At 33.3% G+C, this 19,235-nt stretch carries 18 protein-coding genes; 1 reads left to right on the top strand and 17 read right to left on the bottom strand.

Going from position 1 to position 19,235, the window contains the following annotated elements; translation table 11 throughout:
* Positions 1-47: 47 nt before the first annotated feature.
* The 12 genes from AC07SW_RS04645 to AC07SW_RS04590 all read right to left on the bottom strand — a co-directional run bounded on the left by AC07SW_RS04645 (position 48) and on the right by AC07SW_RS04590 (position 11,660).
* Entirely contained in the window at positions 48-1,073 is a 1,026-nt protein-coding gene (locus AC07SW_RS04645; protein WP_494632347.1) for a serine hydrolase domain-containing protein, read from the bottom strand.
* A gap of 395 nt (positions 1,074-1,468) precedes the next feature.
* Positions 1,469-3,025 (bottom strand): lytic polysaccharide monooxygenase, encoded by a 1,557-nt coding sequence (locus tag AC07SW_RS04640; RefSeq protein ID WP_494632346.1) that lies wholly within the window; start codon positions 3,023-3,025, stop codon positions 1,469-1,471.
* A gap of 25 nt (positions 3,026-3,050) precedes the next feature.
* The gene (locus AC07SW_RS04635) at positions 3,051-4,022 is read right to left on the bottom strand and encodes a DUF916 domain-containing protein (RefSeq protein ID WP_135022575.1); all 972 of its coding nucleotides are present in this window, start codon (positions 4,020-4,022) and stop codon (positions 3,051-3,053) included.
* A gap of 40 nt (positions 4,023-4,062) precedes the next feature.
* Positions 4,063-4,551, bottom strand: coding sequence for a hypothetical protein (locus AC07SW_RS04630; RefSeq protein ID WP_490427915.1), 489 nt, complete (start codon positions 4,549-4,551; stop codon positions 4,063-4,065).
* 11 nt (positions 4,552-4,562) lie between these two features.
* On the bottom strand, positions 4,563-5,042 hold the full coding sequence (locus AC07SW_RS04625; protein WP_135022573.1) for a hypothetical protein: 480 nt from the start codon (positions 5,040-5,042) through the stop codon (positions 4,563-4,565).
* Positions 5,032-5,337 carry a hypothetical protein gene (locus AC07SW_RS04620; protein WP_034571127.1) on the bottom strand — a complete coding sequence of 102 codons (306 nt, stop codon included), beginning with the start codon at positions 5,335-5,337 and terminating at the stop codon, positions 5,032-5,034. The genes AC07SW_RS04625 and AC07SW_RS04620 overlap by 11 nt, the downstream gene beginning before the upstream one ends.
* Positions 5,337-6,668, bottom strand: a complete 1,332-nt coding sequence (locus AC07SW_RS04615) for a bacterial Ig-like domain-containing protein (protein ID WP_494632345.1) — start codon at positions 6,666-6,668, stop codon at positions 5,337-5,339. The genes AC07SW_RS04620 and AC07SW_RS04615 overlap by 1 nt, the downstream gene beginning before the upstream one ends.
* Before the next feature lie 77 nt (positions 6,669-6,745).
* The gene (locus AC07SW_RS04610) at positions 6,746-7,669 is read right to left on the bottom strand and encodes a WxLIP family cell surface protein (RefSeq protein WP_494632344.1); all 924 of its coding nucleotides are present in this window, start codon (positions 7,667-7,669) and stop codon (positions 6,746-6,748) included.
* Positions 7,670-7,815: 146 nt separating this feature from the next.
* Entirely contained in the window at positions 7,816-8,559 is a 744-nt protein-coding gene (locus AC07SW_RS04605) for a WxL domain-containing protein (RefSeq protein WP_420354262.1), read from the bottom strand.
* 13 nt (positions 8,560-8,572) lie between these two features.
* Positions 8,573-8,851 carry an EF2685/EF0750 family sortase-dependent surface protein gene (locus AC07SW_RS04600; protein WP_494632343.1) on the bottom strand — a complete coding sequence of 93 codons (279 nt, stop codon included), beginning with the start codon at positions 8,849-8,851 and terminating at the stop codon, positions 8,573-8,575.
* A gap of 16 nt (positions 8,852-8,867) precedes the next feature.
* Complete coding sequence (locus AC07SW_RS04595) at positions 8,868-11,306, bottom strand: MucBP domain-containing protein (protein ID WP_494632341.1); 2,439 nt, start codon at positions 11,304-11,306, stop codon at positions 8,868-8,870.
* Between the two features lie 138 nt (positions 11,307-11,444).
* The gene (locus AC07SW_RS04590; RefSeq protein ID WP_034571144.1) at positions 11,445-11,660 is read right to left on the bottom strand and encodes a hypothetical protein; all 216 of its coding nucleotides are present in this window, start codon (positions 11,658-11,660) and stop codon (positions 11,445-11,447) included.
* Between the two features lie 243 nt (positions 11,661-11,903).
* On the opposite strand from AC07SW_RS04590, the gene AC07SW_RS04585 reads away from it, so the two are divergent.
* A complete protein-coding gene (locus AC07SW_RS04585) occupies positions 11,904-13,370 on the top strand; it encodes an AcpB/EbpR/MafR family transcriptional regulator (protein ID WP_487528422.1) in 1,467 nt (488 codons plus the stop codon).
* Positions 13,371-13,685: 315 nt separating this feature from the next.
* Here AC07SW_RS04585 and AC07SW_RS04580 read toward each other — a convergent pair whose 3' ends face one another.
* The 5 genes from AC07SW_RS04580 to AC07SW_RS04560 all read right to left on the bottom strand — a co-directional run bounded on the left by AC07SW_RS04580 (position 13,686) and on the right by AC07SW_RS04560 (position 19,121).
* A complete protein-coding gene (locus AC07SW_RS04580; protein ID WP_135017695.1) occupies positions 13,686-15,113 on the bottom strand; it encodes a sensor histidine kinase in 1,428 nt (475 codons plus the stop codon).
* Between the two features lie 72 nt (positions 15,114-15,185).
* Positions 15,186-16,415: an ABC transporter permease gene (locus AC07SW_RS04575; RefSeq protein WP_034571153.1), complete on the bottom strand. Its 1,230-nt coding sequence runs from the start codon at positions 16,413-16,415 to the stop codon at positions 15,186-15,188.
* Positions 16,408-17,097, bottom strand: coding sequence for an ABC transporter ATP-binding protein (locus AC07SW_RS04570; RefSeq protein WP_034571154.1), 690 nt, complete (start codon positions 17,095-17,097; stop codon positions 16,408-16,410). The genes AC07SW_RS04575 and AC07SW_RS04570 overlap by 8 nt, the downstream gene beginning before the upstream one ends.
* Complete coding sequence (locus tag AC07SW_RS04565) at positions 17,090-18,325, bottom strand: efflux RND transporter periplasmic adaptor subunit (protein WP_135022563.1); 1,236 nt, start codon at positions 18,323-18,325, stop codon at positions 17,090-17,092. Before AC07SW_RS04565 ends, AC07SW_RS04570 begins: the two co-directional genes overlap by 8 nt.
* 133 nt (positions 18,326-18,458) lie before the next feature.
* Positions 18,459-19,121 carry a response regulator transcription factor gene (locus AC07SW_RS04560; protein ID WP_135022562.1) on the bottom strand — a complete coding sequence of 221 codons (663 nt, stop codon included), beginning with the start codon at positions 19,119-19,121 and terminating at the stop codon, positions 18,459-18,461.
* Positions 19,122-19,235 lie beyond the last annotated feature (114 nt).

Raw genomic sequence — 19,235 nt, 5'->3', positions numbered from 1 at the left:
TTAGTCATTTTGTAAGTTTTTTTTAATAATTTGACTAGTCTTTTTGATTATCTTGCTTCTTTTTCATGGAAGTAGGCTTGTAAGACTTCATTTCGACGTTTCAAATAGTGAGGATTGTCATTAATTGGATGAACACGGTTAGATAAAAAGACGAAGCCTTCTTCCGCTGCTAAATCTAATAAAATAAAGGTTCCTGTAAATCCAGAATGAAATAAGTAGCGGGTTTTATCCGTACCATCAATGGAACTAAACAAATCCCAGCCTAACGAACGATGCAAGGTGCCAGAAGGCGTCCAATCCTGAATTAAAGCTGTTACGGTTTCTTCTTTTAAAATTTCAACCCCATCTATCGTTCCACGATTTAACAGCATTTGACTAAAGCGACTCACGTCTTGTAAATTTGAAAAAAGGCCGGCGCTACCACAGTGTTCACCTAAAACTAAGGCTTTTGGATCATGAACCACACCTCGGATTAAGCCTCGGATTTGATGGTTTTCAGTTGGTGCACACATCATTGGATCACGTGGGCTAAAGGTGGTATTTTTTAAATCTAACGGTTGGATAATTCTCTGATTGAAAATAGCGACTAAATCATCTTTTAAAATAGCTTCAATAATAAACCCGAGTAAAATCATTCCAGAATCCGTATAAACTGCCTCTTTTTCAAAGCCTTCGCCAATCGGTAAATGCAACAAAGCTTCTTTTAATTCTGCTTGATTTAATTGATCTCGATTTGGAATAAACCCTTGTAAAGCTGATGTATGAGTCAATAGGTGTTGAATCGTAACTTTTGGTTGACTAAAGGTCGGTAGATAGACCTTAACAGGATCAGTTAATTTTAATTGTCCTGTTTCCCACAATTGTAAAATCACTGTCGTTGTCATCATGACTTTCGTTAAGGACGCTACATCATAAAGCAAGTCGCTTTTAATTGGTTCACTCTGTGGAAAAACAGCAGCCAATCCTTCTGAATAGCTTTCAATACCTTCCTTTGTGATAAATTGATAGTTTGCACCTGGAATGGTTTTATCTTCGATTAGGGAGTGAATCATTGTTTGCGTTTTAGGATACATATTGGTCCTTCTTTCTCTGTTAAAAATTTCTTTTCTAAGATACCTGTTTGTTTATTAAATCTCTCTAAGTAATGGGAGTGTTTTTTAGTGTGAATTCTCTGATTAAGCCTTTATTAATCCATGTTTTACTTGTTGTCATTTCCTTTTTTTAACCTACAGTAATTATACTATAGTGATGATCAATAATGTAGAGATAATTAAATTAGACAATTTTATTAAATGATGTTTTCAAACACCTGACTAAAAACAACTCGTTCCATTCTTAATGCTCACTAAAAAAATCATCTAATCCATTATAATTGAATCATTTTTTTATAGTTTATTTAATGAATTAAATTATTATAAAAAGAAGGCTTGCTAGCAGGTTACAGCTAGCAAGCCTTCTCAATCTTTTTTTATTTTACAACTTTAAAAAGACTAGCAGCCTTATCTGGTGCCCAGTTGGAATCACCATAGTTGTTATGTGCATTGGTTACTTCATAAATTTTTTCATTGAGAGAAACTTTCTCTCCAATTTTATAAGCTTCAGGTTTTGTAAGTGCCCCTAGCTTCCAAACACGGTAACTTTTTACTTCTTTGAATAGATTTACTGCTTTATCTGGTGCCCAGTTTGTATCGCCGTAATTAATATGAGCAAGCACTACAACATAATTCTTTCCTTTATAAAAAATTTTTTCCCCAACTTTATAAGAAAGTGGTTTTGTTAAAGAGCCTACTTCCCAAGAACGATAATCAGTTGACGTATCTTTTGTTTTAACTATAAATGGGGTGCTTTCTCCAGATACATTTCCTCCAACACTGACGGCTTTAACTGTGTAGCGGTACTCTGTAGAAGCTTGTAAATTACTGTCTACCATTCTAGTTCCAGTTGTTGTTCCAACTTTAACACCATCTCGGTAAATATGATATTCTTTGACTCCGATTGGATGAATGGAGTCATGCCACATTAAATCAATGGAGTCATCTGTGGTTTCCATTGAATGAATGGATTGCGGAATTGAGGGTTTTTCAGTATCTTCTTTTGGTGTCTTATCTGTTTTTACTGATAAGACATCCGATTTTTGTGATAATTGACCATCAAATCCAACTGCTTCTACTTGATAATGATATGAGCTATTTTCTGCAACTGTTGAATCTTTGAACGAAGTGCCACCAATAGTTCCTATTTTTTTATCATTGCGATACATATTGTATTCTTTTACATCCACATTTGTTGGTGCTGCCCAGGCTAATTGAACAGTTTTATTTGTTACATTAATGGCTTTTAGTTGAGTGGGTGTATTTGGTGCGTCTTTTTCTGTTTCGCCTGTGTTGTCATTCTTTAAATCTACATCGATTACATTGTAAAAGGCGTTTCCTGTATCTGCTACATCCCAGACTGCTAAAATCACGTTGTAGCCACTGCGATCCGTTGGAACATTAATTTTATGTGTTGGGTTATTTGATGATAATGAACCATCATGTTCAACGACTCCTATTGGCTCAAATGTTGCGCGAGTTAATGGAGCATTTTGATTCCAACCTTTTTTCGTTATATAGTAATGCCATTTTGTTGTTTTATGGTTGGCTGTAAAAGTCCATTTGAAAGTGTTTAAACCACCTTTCATTTCTTGCTTAATCCAACGATCATAACTTTGATTATCCATCACAAAATCGCCAATTTGGCCACCTCCTCCTTCAGCTGAAGCGATCTTTCCATCAGCTGGTCCGGCAATCGGATATCCTTTGGGTGCTTCAAGTGATTGTGGTCCTGTGATCACATTGCCGTATTTTTCTATCGCTGCCGACCAACCAAGAATGGAGCTTTCTATTTTTCCTTGATAACCACGACTAGCAGGCTGTTCAACATAACCATGAGCATAGCTATTTTGTGGTGATACTACTAATAGACCTCCCAGTGCAGCTGATAAAATTCCGGCTTTTATTAAAGTAAATCGTGTTGTTTTTTTCATTTTTTTCCCCACTTTCTTTTTTAATTTAATGTCTACTCTCTTTTCTTTTTTTATAACGATAAATGACAACTAATATTGTTGCAGAAAGTCCAATTGCATACCATAAAAAATGTTTTCCTTCCTTGTTTATTGATGTGCTCTGCACTTTTAAATCTTTTTTTTGTTTAGGAATTTTTTTTGTATACTGCCATTCATCTTTATTGCCATGACTTAATTTGAGGCTTAGTGTCATTGCTTCTTGCTTGTTAATTGAATCAAGATTGATGGGATAGATGAATTCAGTTTCTGGCGTGATATCAATTGTACTTTTTTGTGTTTTTAAAATTTTTCCATTTTTATCTTTAATTTTTGCTTCAAATTTTACTTCTTTTAATAAATTAGAGCCTTTATTTGATAGCCCAACACTCAATCCATCTATATTTTGTATCGTTAACTTATTCAACGTTATTTCAGGTTTGGGTCTTTCATCATTGTCCCCTCTAATCACTAAAGGTATATTGTATGCTACAGTATTAGAAATAGTCGCCTTAGCGTCGATTTTATTCTTTTCAGATACATGAATTCCGGCCATAAGTATTCCATTAAAACTATCTTTTGGAAACAAAATAGTGCCTTGAACCTCTTGACTACTATTTGCTAAAATTGTGACTTCCTTGGGCACTTGTACCATTTCAGTTATTTTGTATAAACTAGCTGAATTTTCTGGAGTATTATCAGAATAATCAACAATTCCATTTTTATTCGTTCGCGCTTTATTAACTTCAATTCCATAGGCTTTATCTTCATCTGAATTATTGGTAATCCTTAAATAAAAAGTATCTGTTAACGCGGGTGACCATCTGATATCAAAAAAATTTTCAACGCCTTCTGTTTGATGTTCAGAATATATTGGCGACACTGAATAACTACTATTGTCTGATGTCGTTGCAAAAGTAGTTTTACTTGCAGTAATCGAAAGTATGAATACGATTAATAGGGTTTGAACTATTTTCTTCATTATTTTCCTCACTTTCTAAAAAAATACGGAAAAAATTCTTTTATTCTGAAATTTGTTTTGTGTCAACTTTTGATAAATTCCATTCAATTGTCGATGTATAGTTTTGAGTTTTAGTTACTCCAGTGTATGTTAGCGAAGAGGTTACTTTGTCTTTATTTTCTCCAACCGTATTTGTTGTTTTTTTAATGACTGGAGCTGTCGTTTCAGAAAGTTCCGTTTCACCGATTTTCAATGAACGTTTTTCATCTGTGTCTGTCAGTTTAGCGCTAATTGTAAAACCATTTGTTAAACCGCTATAATCTGTAACTGTATATTTAATTTCCTTTGATCCAAAGTCAACTATTGCTGAAAGGGGTTGTGAACCGAAATTAGTTGGACTGTCTATACTTAATATTACATCTCCTCTAGTAATTTCTGCCCCAATCTCTGTACTCCCATTTAAAGTATCTGCCGCTTGTGCATCCATTCCAATTGATGCCCCTAATAAAATACTTCCTAATAGTAATGTTCCTGTTATCTTTTTTTTCATGTTTCATTCTCCTATTCTGTAATTGAGTTTGTAATTGTTGGCTGTAAATTCCATTCTAATTTTGCTCCGTATACTCCTGCTTTTGCATTCGCTGAAATCATCACTTGAGTTGGTAGTGTAGTCTCTTTAATAAGCTTTTGTTGCTGTTGTTTAAAAATAATTGTACTGTTATCTGAAATTTGTTGCCCATTAATTAGTAAGCCAAAGTTCGCTTTATAATCATTATAATTAGATGACTTCACAACTATCTGCCATCCATTTTCTACTCCTCTATAATCTATTACTTTTGTTTTAATCGGAGCAAGTTGAAGCTTTTGCTTTTTTCCATCTAGCTTAGCTTGAAATTTCAAATCATTGGGCGGATTCAATGTAAATTCACCGCTAGTTATTTCTCCATCAATAGAAGAGTTAGTCGTTGCTGCTTCTATTGATGGAGAAAAAGAACTATTTAAATAGCCAATAAAAATAATTAACATTAATTTATTTTTCATTTTTATTCTCCTTTTTTCTATACAATAAGAAAAACAAAACGAACAAGACAAGAAAGAATCCCCAGTTGATTAGTTGGGAGCTTTCACCTAGTTTAGGAATTATTTCTTCTGACTTTGAGTTGCTATCATTTTGAGCTTGATCCTCTTTATTGTTATTTTCAGGCGTTTTAGCTATCAATGTTCCTTCAACTGTAGAATAGTTTTCATCTGCATATGTGATTACAGGAAAAAGTGTCATTATATTGAATAGGGTAATGGTAATGATGAATACGAATTTTTTAGTTGTTTTTTTCATTACTCTGATACCCCCTTAGTATTTGGAGACAACGTCCATTCTATAATTGCTTTATCTTTTCTGAGTTCTTTAGCTTGACTGTAGTTAATATGAATCCCTTGTGTTTGATTCCAACTATCGCTAACATCTATTTTCCCAATAGCATTAGACGTTGCAATTAGTTTATTATCAATTAGTTTTTTCGTGCCGTTCATTATATAATTTTGAAAACCAATAGAACTTTTATTTAGAGAGGCCGATAATACCCATCCACCACTAAGATAGCTTTCAACACTGACTCTTGCTTGGGTATCCCACAAAAGTTCGCTAGTTGAGCTCCCTAGCTTGTAGCTGCCAAAATGAACAGCATTTGGCACTTCTAACGTCAATGGTGGTATAACATGGACAATAATTTTTTTTTGGATATCTCCGTTCGTATAAACGACTTGGTAATCTCCTTGTTTTTCAGAATTCACTTCATCTGTAACATTTGTTAATTCCGTATAATTCAGCTGATTGCCATCGATATCTGTCGCATTTTTGAAATATTGAGCTGGATCCCATCGATCGCCTTTGTATATAGTGACTTCCTCTTGTTTTAAATTCAGACTTAAACGATCAGGAGCAAGATATTTTGACATATCTACTTTGACATTTGTTGTACTGTAATAGTAACCCTTTGGCATTGACGAGTAGGCTCCTGATCCGGTATTGTGGTTTCGGTACAAACCAAGAAAAACATCCATTGCACTTTTCACATTATTAAATGTAAAGTTGGTGTTTAAAGTTGCATTTTCTGGTAAATTTGTATCTTCTGTTATTCGTCTAAGTTTTAACTTAACGCCAGATGCATTTGCCGCAATTTCTAGTTCAGCTGAATTGTCTTCATTCCGTCCAATCGTTTGCGTTACCAATTCTCCTCCTGGAGTGTATAAGGCGTATTCATCAGCATTTTCGATTACTTGATCTGCCATTGAGGAACCTGGGGGAAGAATTAACATTTGACTCTCTGAATCGTTATAAAAAGCTCTATTAATAGTATTTTTTATTGTTACGTTTTTATTAACTTCAGAATTCATAGCCGATTTGACATAAAGTTTTCCTTCTGAAGGTGTTTGTGAAAATGCAAAATTCCATAAACCGGGAATTCCTCTACCAGTCATGCTGTTGTGTCCAGAGAGATTGGTTTTCATCCAATCATTTAATTTAGTCAATTTTTGCTTGTTTACAAAACTATCATTTTCAAGATCATAGATATTTTTTGCATGAACACTGTTTTGATTTGTTGTAATAAGGTAGAGACTGAAAATGAGAACTACTAGTGGTTTCCAAATATTTTTATATTTAATCATTCTATCCTCCCATTATTTTTGCCTTTTGTACTTTATTAAAAGATTCTTTTTTAGTTTAAAATAGGAATGACTCGTTGCTAGCCATTTTCAAGATTTTTTTTACTTTTTTTCTTTAATATTAAAACTAGAATGAAGCAAAGTAAGAAGCAAAATAGTACGAAGCCTACAATGAACCATGTATCATCTTTTTTTATGGTAACGTCCAGACTATTTAATTGTTTTGCCTCGTTTGACTTAATTTCAAATTCTTTCGTAAATCGCCAATGGTTTTGCAATGAGTTGGCTTCCATTTCTAAGATGTACTTTCCTGGTTTCAATTCTTTCCCTTGTAAAGGAATCGCAAATTCAAAATTTGACATAGGAGCCATTTGCATTGTTTTTTGTTCATGGGTATAAAGTAACTGTTTATTTTTAAAAATTTTAGCTTTTACTTCTAGTTGATTTATTAACACGGGGGTCTTATTTTGAAGTGAAGCGGTAATTACATTCCGGTAGTTTTTTTGATTCGCTTTCACTTCGTTAAGTCCTAGTTCAGGCTTAATCGCTTCATTTTTTTCATCTAGTTGTATCGCAACAACATAGGCGTAGTTATTTTTGATTCCTAAACCTTCCTTTGCCTCTTTCACTTCATCTAATTCACTTGATTTTTGTTGTAGTAAAATACCACCTAGTAATATGCCTTCAAATCCTTCTTTTGGAATCTTGATTTTAATGGGAAGACGGACACTGTCATTTGGTGAAATGACAATGTCGCGTTGAACTTTAACGTAATCTGTAATGATTTTTTTTAGCTGAGGATCACGTTTGATTGTATTTTTATCGTATTGTACATTTCCATTATTATTTGTTTTTGCTTCGTTTATTTGAGGTTCAACCGTTACCGGTTTATTTGTATTGTTTGTAAGTAGAATATAGACTGTTTGAATTTGATTTGCCATTACAGATAAATCAAAATAAGTTTTTTTTACATCCTTTTGATTTACTGGTAATTCTGCTTCCACTCCAAAATTTAATTCGGATGCTTTTACAGGACTACTTGTTATAAAAAAGAATATAACCATTAGGAAAAACAAATATTTTTTTTTCAGCTTTCTCTTCTCCTTTCGAGAAAAAATGCCACACTAAGGATACTGTGTGGCATTCATTTTTATGGTTTAAGTGTTTCTGTACCATTTTCAGGTGTATCTGTTAATGTCCATGTTAAGGTTGTTTCATAAGCGACAGCATCTTTAACAGTTTTGCCTGGAACAGCTAATGTAATCGCATCTTTTGCTTCAGTATTGTCTTTACCAAAACTAGCTACCCATGTTCCTGCTCCTGCATCTTTAGCCGCAGACATAACTTTAGAAGAAGCTCCTGTTGGATCTAATTCAATTGTTGTGTTTACCGTTGGTGCTGTAGCAACACTAATCGAGTTTGCTTTTGTTTTAGTTAAACTGATTTGCGAACCAATTAATTCTTTATTCAATGTATCGTTATTTTTAAATTGTCCATTTTGTTTTACTTCTAATGTCCAGCCTGCATTCGTTCCGCGTTTATCGGTCACTTGCACAAAATTGGGAACTTCTCTAGTATTTTCTCCATCTTTTACTTCAACTAATGTTGCATGATACACTTCATCTTTTGTTGAAATTTCATTCATATCAAAGTTTAAGTTTGGCGCATAATCTAAACTTAATGGACCTGGCGTTCCTGGATCAACGGGATCTATTGGATCGATTGGATCTGTTGGATCTGTCGGATCAACGGGATCTGTTGGGTTTGTATTAGCTTTAAAGGATACGGCTCCTTTAGAAGTTGCAGAACCGCCAGTATTTCCTGCTGCTATAGTGGTTGTTGCTCCTCCTACCAATAATGTTAGTACCATTGCGCTTGTTGCGCTAATTTGCATCAATTTCATATAATTAATTTATCTCCTTCTTATTCTTTTTATTTTTTAGTAACACAATAAGTGCACTATTTATGATTAACATGCCTATTAAAAATGAATTTAATGACATATGATCACCCGTTTGAGGTAATTTTTTTGGTGGTTCTTTTTCTATTGGCAAAGGCTTTGGTGGTTCTTCGTAGCTTCCAGTAAATTCAATTCCAGCTTGGCTTTTATTGCTATCTGCACAAGCAGAATAAGGAAAGACCATTAATAAGGCTAGTATGAATCCAATCATCTTTACTTTAATCAACAACACTCATCCTCTCTTAGTTTTCAGGAACATCCGCCAACGTCCAGACTAACTCACTTGTATAGTTTCCAACTAACGCTGCACCTGCTGGAACGAGAAGACGCAGTCCCTGTTTTAGTTTCCAATTAAGCTCGTTAGGAAATTTATCAGCCGTAGTTAAAATTGGGACTAGCGTGTCAAGGGAAGTTACTCCTTGATTGTTCGTTTCGTCATCATAATAATAGAGTTCTGCTCCCAAGGGGGTATTCTTACTATCTTTGAAGGTACTGCTTTTTACACTTAATGTTAAATTGCTAGGTTGTCTCCTTGTATCTTCAAAAGTAAGGATAGCAGATTGATTTTTTCGGTTTAAAATTGTTTCTTTCGTACTGACGTCATTTTCGCCATAGTCGAGTGTTGTTGCCTTAAAAAGTAACGAGTTGGTTGTCATTTCAATACTTACTGAATTAAAAGAATTTGATTTTTCAATCGCTTCTTTTACTTGAATGTTATTTTTTTCTTTTGGAATAGGAACGACTTCCCCGTCTGAATAACCCTCTTCCATTTCAAAGGTAATAACTAGAGTGGTCTCAAGTTTCTCTGGATCAGCCGTTGCCTCAACTGGAATATCAATTTCTACTTGTTTCCACTCATCTAATTTTTTTTCTGACCATGTATCGTCTGATAATGATTTCCCTTTAAATTGAATTTTTTTGATAGAAGAATGTAACGGGATCACTATTTTTTGCTTTAACTCATATTGTTCACTAGCATTTTTTTTCAGTGTCAGCTGATTGGTTAAATCAATTTCATCTTTCATTGCTGTTTCAATTAATTCACTATCGGAATGATTGCTTGCTTCATAAGTTTTATTTAAAAGACTTGTTTTTGTAATACGTGCTTCTGGCTGGTTTTTAACATACAAATACTGAACCTCTTGGTCTTGTTTTTGAAAGGTTCCTTTCGCATTGGTTGGGGTTGTTTTTAACGTATATTCGCCCACTTCTTTTGCTTCAGTTTGATACTCTTGATCAAGTTCACCTTTTAAAACAATGTCGTCTGCTATGGGTTGTTTGCTAGATTCTTCTAAATATTTCACAGTTACATCTCCAGCAATTAATCGAACAGGTGCTTTTGCTTCATTTGTTTTTAAAATACGATCCGTTTCGTCCACATTGGAAACGATTAAATCTGCAATGTTCGGAATATTCACATAATTATTCTCTCCAGGTACCGTTTCAAAGTGATTTAATTTGCCCTCTGCATAACTGCCTGTCACAATAAATTCATATAGATGATTGTAAAATTTAGGATCATCTAAAAATTTCTTTCCGTCAATGATTAATGTTGAACCCTCGATACTGACATCAAAATCTTTTTTTTCACCACTTTCTCGATCGATACAGGTGACATCGTCTACTTTGAACTGCGGCGGAAGAGTATCTTTAATTTTATATCTCGGTTCAGGAACGGGAACTACTTTTGCTGGAATCTGAGAAATGATTGAATATTGAATTTTCCGTTGATCTTTGTTCTCATCTGTATTGATTGCTATTTTGTTAGGTGCGGGGTAGTTTAAGGGTAAAAGCAATTGGCTTGCATAGCCAATTGTTGATTCATCAATGGCCGTTGTGGTTGTTGTAACAGCTATATTGAGTGAATCCGTATCTTTAAACGTAACAGATACCCACCTTGTCATATCACTTGCTTTCACATTCCAATCATCGTCCCACCAATAACTTCTTTTAGGAGATTGCAAATGAAGTCGATTGTCGTCTACCATGTCTCCTACAACCTCACTTGTGTTCAAAACATAAACATGTTCAATATTGGAATCAAACAAATCCATCGCTTCTTCTCTATCAATATCTATAAAGGTTAAATAACCAGTAATTTTAGCAGGTTCTTGCGTATCATGATATTTAAAAGAGTAACGTACTTCGGCTCGATCTTGGTTAGAACTACCCGTTGCTGAAATTCCTAGAAAAGAAGTATATAATAGACCACTATTATCTCCTCCAAGACCAAAGGTAGCCTCCTTACTAACAGAAATAATCTCTTCAACTAAATCAATTTGCCTCCCTTTATAAAAACCAACATCTTCAAAAATGATTTTTCTTCCCTCTTTGGCACCTTCGCTTGTAACTGTAATGGCTGATTTTGTATAAACTTCCGACTTATCGCCACGTACGACAGTTACTTTTGTCTTTCCTTTTGAATACCGAGGAACAAAAGCATATTCTCCTTCTAATGATTCTTTTATATCTTTTGGATTTAAAACAACTACTTTAGAATGCGATGAATTTCGTAATTCTTTTTTTAAATCAGGATTATAAGAGTATGGCGCATTTTTTTTTTGCATTTCATCCTTTTCTCCAAAACCAGCAGCTTTTACTTGTTTAATCGTTATTGATCCCATTGTAAAAATCATCAATAGGAGTACTAACCATTTTTTGTAATTTAACTCATGTATCACGTTTTAACCTTCTCCTTCTTGTTTTAACAAAAAATAAATGAATGCATCCTTGGTATTATTGACTTTTTTAACTGCCTATCTCTACCCTCAAATAGCCGAATATACTATTTTAATTTCTTTTTTTCTGTTAGGATTCAATTATCTTAATAATAATACTTCTTCAAAATACTCAATATTTTTTATACAATCAACTTTTGGAAATTTTGTTAAAAGTAATTTTTTCATATCTTTTTGATCAAGCTCTTCATAAATAATTAAGCTTCGTTTAAAGGTTTTACATACCCCCTGTTGAATAACTTGAAATTCAACAAAGTATAAAAATCCATCTCTCCAACTTTCATCAATTGTCGTCATTTCATCAACTTCCTTTCTAAAGCTAGCATATAAACTATACGTTTTTAACTACAGTTAACAATACAACTATTAAACCGTGCCTGTAAATATCAAATAACGACACTTAAATGTTTGAATTTGATTGGAATATTCGCTCTATATCTTTTTTATATGTGGTAAACTAAAAAACCGTTCCTCTGTTTTTTAATAATTTAGTTTATTAAAATTTAATAGTTGTCAAATAATAGTTATAAAGGAGTTCGTATGAGAAATTTATTAAACAAGCAATCTTTACGCCAATTAGAATTATTAGAATATTTGTATGATAATAGCTGGACTACTTTGGATGCCGCTTGTCAAACTCTAGGTTACTCAAAAATGTCAATTCGTAATGATATCCAATTTTTAAATCAAGCTTCAAAAAATTTTACAATTAAAACTTCAAAAAAGCAGGGAATTCTTTTAAGCTTTCCCATTAATTATTCGCGCACTTGCATTTATTCATTTGTTTTGACAAATAGCATTGAGTTTAAACTGTTGGAAACTATTTTTTTTAACGAAACCCACTCATCTGAGAGTTTAGCAGCTGAACTTTACATTAGCGTATCCACACTCCACCGATTAATAAAAAACCTAAATAAAAAGTTATCTTTTTTGAATTTTTCAATTTCTTGCATTCCACATAAATTAATAGGAAGTGAAATGGCTATTCGTAACTTCATGATCCAGCTTATTATTGAGAAATACTCCCACGCCAACTATCCTTTTTCTAATGCTCAGGAATCTCTTTTAGAAAAAATGTTTATGTTTATCGAAGTGCGCTCTTGCTTTTCATTAAACTATTCTGATATTGATAAACTAAAAATATGGACTATCGTTACTATCATTAGAATTAAAAATAAACACACCATTCAATTCTCCGACACAAATCCAAATAGAAGCTTCAATAACCTATTAAGTAATCGTATGATCGTGTTAGATTTCAAAAAACATTTTAATTTAAAACTTACTAAACCGTTATTAAACCAACTTCTTATCCTTTTTAGTAACGATAGATACGCTAGAAATCCTCTTCAGTTGGAATCTATTAAGATAAAAAATAGTAGAAATTGGCATTTATATGATAAATGCAAAAGATTGCTCATACTTATTTCTGACGACATAGGCGTTAAGATTCCTAATTTCGAACATGTTTTGCTTCATTTATTTAATGAGATAAATATGTACTATGGGCAAAATCATCTATTATTTGATAAAAAAAAAGACTTTATTAGAAATTCAATTTCACAAAACGTTGTTTTCTATCAATGTTTTTTACAAAATTATCAAAAAATTTTTACTACTTATAACACTTCAGAGAGTCAATTGTACAATCTTTGTTACTGTCTGCTGATTCATTGGAAACAGTTAATTATTGAATTAGAAAAAAAAAATCCCTGTACAACGATTGGCATTTTTTTTAATTCAGATTTAGAACATATGAACCTTCTATGTGAATACATTCAATCAAAATTCAATCAAGAATGTATCGTGACCGTTATTCATCAACGATCCATCACCCAATTAAAAAAAAATGCTTCACAATATGACATCATCATAACGAATATAGATGGAATTATTTTACCCAAAACGCCTATCTACTGCTGTTCCTTACTTCCAACTATAGATGACTTGGCTGTTATCGGAAAACTAATTAGAGAACACCGGCTATCACAATCCGCCTCTAAATAACATAGAATAAAACATTACAATCATACAAAAAACATGGATACTTATGGCTATCAAAAAAAACAGCTTAACTATTAGAGGAGTAACAACCAATTACAGGGAAATTAAATCAAGCAAGTAGATAGGCAGCTTCAACAGACAAACCAACTAAATAAAATTTATCATACAACATTTGTGTAGAGTAGTAGGGTATGTTTTTTAGTTGGACGGTTCTTATTTTTTGAACAGTCTACGCTAAAAAAGCATTTCTTGTTAAATTCATCCTTCGAATTCAACAAGAAATACTTTTTATTAAAATACTAGATTCGTTCCTCACCCTCAAAAAAATAGTTTAAAAACCATTCCATGACCATTTTCCATCGGTACAAATTCATAACCTAATTGATTTTTTTTCAAAAGTTGACTGACAATAAATAAACCTAGTCCCGTCCCACCATCTTTCCTATTTCTAGCAAAATCAGGTCGATAAAAAGCCTCAAAAATTTGGTCTAATTCTTGTTTTTTTAAGGGTTCGCATTCGTTTTTAATTTGGAATTCCCCCTTAGTTACCGTAAGACTAATCCGTCCGCCTGCTTTTGTATACTTCATTGCATTACTCATTAAATTAGAAATGACTCTTTGGACTTCTTCTCGATTTGCTTTAATTTTAATTGGCTCTATAGCAATCTCCAAGTGATAATCTTGCTTGATAACAAACGATTCAAATTTAGGGAGCTCAGCTTCAATTAATTCATTTAATTGGAAAGTTGTCTTTTTTTGTTCTTCTATTTTATCTAATTTTGAAATATAAAGAATATCATTAATTAAGTCCGCTTGCTCTTTTAATAGCATTTGGCACACTTCTAAATACTTATCTCGATCTTGGTACGGCCCTACTTTATGCACCATTCCTTCAACAATCCCTGAAAGTGCAGTCAATGGGGTTTTTAATTCGTGAGAAGCCATCTGCATAAACTCGGTTTTTGAATTTTCAAGTTTTGAAATAATTAGTAAATCCTGATTTAATTGTTCATTTGTAGTTACCAAGCTCGCATGCAAATAGTGAATATCTTTAGACAATTCACTGATTTCATCAACGCCCTTGATATCATTATCTAGAATTTCATTAGAAAACGTCATTTGTCTAGTAGTTTCAGAAATTTTAGTAATTCTCTTCGTTGAGAAATAGGAATATAAATAGGCGCCAAAGGCCCCAATTACAAAACAAATCAGCAAGACTAACGGATAGATGTCAAGAAGAACCTCTTGAGCCTCATTAATGGGTTGTAACGGATAAATGACCGTTAATACATACTTTCTTTGCTGATTGTCTTTAAACGCTTCATTATATGTCAAATACTGTAAATCATTATTTACTTTTGCCGTTTGACTATACGTGGCAATTTCTTCTAAATCTGAAAATAAAATCGCTGCTCCTTCAACCTGCTGCACTTCATTAGTTTGCTGTATATTGGCTGCATCAGATAATTGTAGCGTATTTGGGTAAATTATCTTCCCATTAGGATCCTTCAAAATAAAGGTCAATCCGCTATAAAAGGATTCTTGTGACAAAATTTGAAAAGAATCTGATGAAGTTGGCTGTTCTTCTATTTTTGTAACGACAAGTTTTATTGCTACTTTAAGTTCTCTTTCCTTCTTCATTTGATAATAATTAGGCATCAAAAGATAAAGAATACTAAAAGCAATCGTCACAATAAGGATGATGATTCCTGAAGTATAAAGAAAATTTTTTGTTCTGATTTTCAAAATCTACATCCTCCTGCTTTCCATTTTCTTTTAGTATAACGGTTTTATCAAATGACGCAACCTTATTTAGAATTATTCGTATCGTAATGCCTCAATTGGATCTAGACGAGAGGCCTTCATGGCTGGCAATAATCCAAAAATCAACCCAATAACAATTGAAAATAAGACACTTCCTAGAATGGCAATTAACGAGATATAATAAGGATAGCCCAATAAGCTTGTTGCTAGTTTTCCTCCAGCTAAACCAAGGGTAATTCCTAAAATACCACCCAATAAAGTCAATACAATAGACTCCATCAGAAATTGGGTTAAGATTGTTTCTCGCCTTGCTCCTAGTGCTTTTTTGATTCCTATTTCACGCGTTCGCTCAGTTACGGAAACGAGCATAATATTCATCACGCCAATTCCCCCTACAATTAAAGAAATACTCGCAAGGCCACCTAATAATTGGAATTGAGAACGTGCATAATCTTCCATACTTTTTTCCATTTCCTTTGAATTTTGAATACCAAATAAATAATCGGATTTAGGAATCATTTTATTTAACGTATCGGCCACACGATTAGCAACTGGCTGTAAATCATCTGATTTTTCTGTTTGAACTGTTACTTTAGGCTCTGGATTAAGAGTGCCCATGAACTTAGACCAGTTGTTAATGCTCACAAACGCTCGATCTGTTTTTTTATCAAATGAAAACATTCCCGTTTGTTGATCTTCTTTGGGTTTTACGACACCTACAAGTCGGTACGGTAGCCCTTTAATTTCAATCAACTTACCAATGCCATCTCCTTTTGGAAATAACTGTTGATAAAGAGATTGATCTACTACTGCTACTTGTTCTGAAAGAGCATAATCGCTTTGATTTAACAGTCTGCCTTCTAATAAAGAATAGCCTTCGTAATTGAAATAATTATCTGTAATCCCTAAAACTTTACTCGTAACAGAGTTATTTTTAAGGCTCACATCGGTTTCAGCTTCATAGCTTACCGTTGCGTCCTTAACACCAGCAACCGTTTGAACTTGTTTAATTTGCTGCGAAGTAAGCGGCTTTAGATAGTCCGGCTTCTTTCCATTATCGTTACCATATTGTCCACTTAGCGTCTCCTTTGTTGCGTATTGTAACGAAATACTATTGTTTTCTCCACCTAACATACTTTTTTTAGTGTTTTCTGTGTTTCCTTCAACAATACTAAAAATAGCTACAATGGAGCCAATCCCAATAATCACACCAATCATCGTTAAAATCGATCGTAATTTATGGGCCCAAATCGACTCTAATGAAAGCAAAATATTTTCACTCATCTAATGCCTCCTTTCGTTCATCTGAAATAATTTCACCATCACGAATCACAATTTTTCGATTTGTATAATCGGCAATTTCAGCTTCATGAGTAATAATAATAATCGTTTTACCTAGTTTATTAAATTCATCAAAAAGCGCCATAATTTCCGTACTTGTTTTTGTATCCAACGCTCCTGTTGGTTCATCCGCTAAAATAAAATCAGAATTCGTTACTAATGCTCTTGCAATCGCAACACGTTGTTTTTGTCCCCCTGAAAGAGCAGGTGGTCGAAAGCTTAACCGTTGAGATAATCCAACCTTATCAAGGGCACTAACGGCTCTTCTTGAGCGCTCATATTTTGTTATTTTTGAATAAATCAAGGGCAGTTCTACATTTTTTTGAACGGACAAACGTGGCATTAAATTGAAATTTTGAAAGACAAATCCTATGGATTGATTTCGTAAGTCAGATAGTTGGCGCTCGTTTAAGTTTAAAATATCTGTATCATAGATGTGGTAGTCTCCAGAAGTTGGTTTATCTAAACAACCAATGATGTTCATTAAGGTAGATTTCCCAGATCCAGAAGGTCCCATAATTGAAATGTAATCCCCTTTTTCTATTTCTAAATTGATGTTTTTTAAAATAGCTATTTCTTCTTCTCCTTGCCAATAAGATTTATAAATGTTTTTCAAGCTAATCATGAATTGGCACCTTCATTCCTTCTTTAATAAGTTTTGTTGGAAAAACAATTGTATCTTCTTTTGTTAATCCCGAGTTAACTTCAATCGTCTTGGCTTCTTCATTCGATTTTCCTAGGGTTACTTCTTGTTTAACAACTTGACCTTTGATCACTTTCCAGACAAATTTTTTGTTCTTTTCATTCATAATATAATCTGTAGGAAGACTGACTTTCGCATTTTCTTCTTTTTCAGGTTGAATATAGACATGGTTGCCAATATTAGGCATATCTTCTCCATTTTCCATCACGACTTCAAACGGATATTTAGAAATAGTACTTTCCTCTTTTTCGTCTGTTGCCGTTGCATCAACTCTAGCAATTTTTCCACGCCATGTTTTACTTTGATCTTTTCGATCAATTAATTTGACAGGTTGGTCAACTGCAATTTCTCCTTTTTGAAATTCATCTACTTTCCCAAGAACTCTTAAAACAGAAGTATCCATAATTTCCATAAAACTTTCTGGCTGTGAACCAGTACTGACAGTGCTGTTAATCTGAGTATCGTCTATTTTTTGAATAATGCCATCTACGTCTGATACTACTTCTGAACTTCCATATTTTTCATTTGTTAGTTGCTGTGTGCGTTCTGCTTTTTGTAAGTCTAATTTAGCATCACTTAATTCGCTTTTAGCTGTTTCAATCTCATTTTTTCCTAACTCAACTGTTTCTTCTAAACTTTTTTTCTCTTGATTTAAAGATTCTTTTTCTTCTGTAGTCGCATTGTTGACTTTATTCGTTAATGCTGTTAGTTCATCCATTTTTTTAGTCAATTGTGTTCGTTTTGTTGCAATTGATTCGTTTAATTGATTGATTTTATTTTGGAGTTTTGTTCGATCAGTCTCGGCTTCTTCCATCGCAATTTGACCATCAGGGTTGCTATAAGAAAAAAGTTTTTGACCTTTTGTTACTTTGTCTCCTACTTTTACAAATACTTCATTAATTTTTCCTTTTGCAGAATCTGCATTTAGTTTACTTGTTGCATTAGGCGCTACTTTACCAGTCAAATAAGATTCGCCTTTTGACGTGCTACTAGACATCAAATCACTGACTTTGTTTACTTGAGGCGCATCTTGAACTAAATTGCTTTCTTGTTGTTTCTGATTAGATACTACATAAATCGATGTACCTGCAACGATAATTCCTGCTACGGTTAGTGCGATTATTAATTTTTTCTTTTTCTTCTTTATCATTGTTTTCCCTCATTTCTTTACTAGTCAAATCATACCAAAGCCTCGTGAAGCCATTATGTAACTTATCTGTATTTAATCTGTATTTTTCAAAAAAAAAAAGCATCTTCCATTAAATGAAAGATTGCTTTTCTCCTCATTGACCTAATTTGTAGCCAAGACCTTTACAGGTGATTATGTTTTGTTGACCAATTTTTTTCCGTAAGTTTTTGATATGTGTGTCTAATGAACGATCATTTACATCATAATCGTACTCCCAGACGCTTTCAATCAATTTTTTTCGTGTGACAATATTGCCACGGTTTTCAATTAAATAATGTAAAATTTCGGCTTCCTTGACGGTCAAATGGGCTTCTTTCCCTTCATGTAATACCTTTAAGTTATCCAACTCAATCGTATAGTCTCCAATGATTGTTTTTGTTTGCTTTATTGGATTGCTTCTTCTTAAAATCGCTTCAACTCGCTTCACTAATAGTAACGGTGAGAATGGTTTTTCAACAAAATCATCTGCAAGTTTACTAAAGCTTACTAGTTGGGTTTGCTCATCTACCATTGCTGTTAAAACAATGATTGGTACTTGAGAAAAGGAGCGAACTTTAGTTAACAATTCAATTCCATCCATTCCAGGAAGCATGATATCCACAATAATTAAATCGATGGCTTTGTTCATTGAAATAAACTCATAGGCTTTTTCACCATTATCAAAAGATTCCACTGTGTATCCTTTTTCTCTTAAAAAAATTGAAATCACTTCATTTGTATTTAGATCATCTTCTACGACTAAAATTGTTTTATTCACAATAACCTTGCCTACTTTCGTTGCAATCTTTAATAGTACAATAGCATACAACTTACCTCTTGGAAAAGGGCTTCATAAAAACTTCAGATAAGATACAGATGAATTCCATACATT

The organism is Carnobacterium sp. GW821-FHT04C06 (genome assembly GCF_059420345.1).
Note: the sequence above shows the minus strand (reverse complement) of the source record. Positions and strands in the feature narration are given on the sequence as shown.

Coding starts and splice junctions, on each gene's coding strand:
- AC07SW_RS04635 (WP_135022575.1), bottom strand. CDS start 4,022: ATGAAGAAAATAGTTCAAACCCTATTAATCGTATTCATACTTTCGATT.
- AC07SW_RS04625 (WP_135022573.1), bottom strand. CDS start 5,042: ATGAAAAATAAATTAATGTTAATTATTTTTATTGGCTATTTAAATAGT.
- AC07SW_RS04640 (WP_494632346.1), bottom strand. CDS start 3,025: ATGAAAAAAACAACACGATTTACTTTAATAAAAGCCGGAATTTTATCA.
- AC07SW_RS04645 (WP_494632347.1), bottom strand. CDS start 1,073: ATGTATCCTAAAACGCAAACAATGATTCACTCCCTAATCGAAGATAAA.
- AC07SW_RS04590 (WP_034571144.1), bottom strand. CDS start 11,660: ATGACGACAATTGATGAAAGTTGGAGAGATGGATTTTTATACTTTGTT.
- AC07SW_RS04570 (WP_034571154.1), bottom strand. CDS start 17,097: ATGATTAGCTTGAAAAACATTTATAAATCTTATTGGCAAGGAGAAGAA.
- AC07SW_RS04630 (WP_490427915.1), bottom strand. CDS start 4,551: ATGAAAAAAAAGATAACAGGAACATTACTATTAGGAAGTATTTTATTA.
- AC07SW_RS04620 (WP_034571127.1), bottom strand. CDS start 5,337: ATGAAAAAAACAACTAAAAAATTCGTATTCATCATTACCATTACCCTA.
- AC07SW_RS04605 (WP_420354262.1), bottom strand. CDS start 8,559: ATGCAAATTAGCGCAACAAGCGCAATGGTACTAACATTATTGGTAGGA.
- AC07SW_RS04565 (WP_135022563.1), bottom strand. CDS start 18,325: ATGATAAAGAAGAAAAAGAAAAAATTAATAATCGCACTAACCGTAGCA.
- AC07SW_RS04575 (WP_034571153.1), bottom strand. CDS start 16,415: ATGAGTGAAAATATTTTGCTTTCATTAGAGTCGATTTGGGCCCATAAA.
- AC07SW_RS04615 (WP_494632345.1), bottom strand. CDS start 6,668: ATGATTAAATATAAAAATATTTGGAAACCACTAGTAGTTCTCATTTTC.
- AC07SW_RS04585 (WP_487528422.1), top strand. CDS start 11,904: ATGAGAAATTTATTAAACAAGCAATCTTTACGCCAATTAGAATTATTA.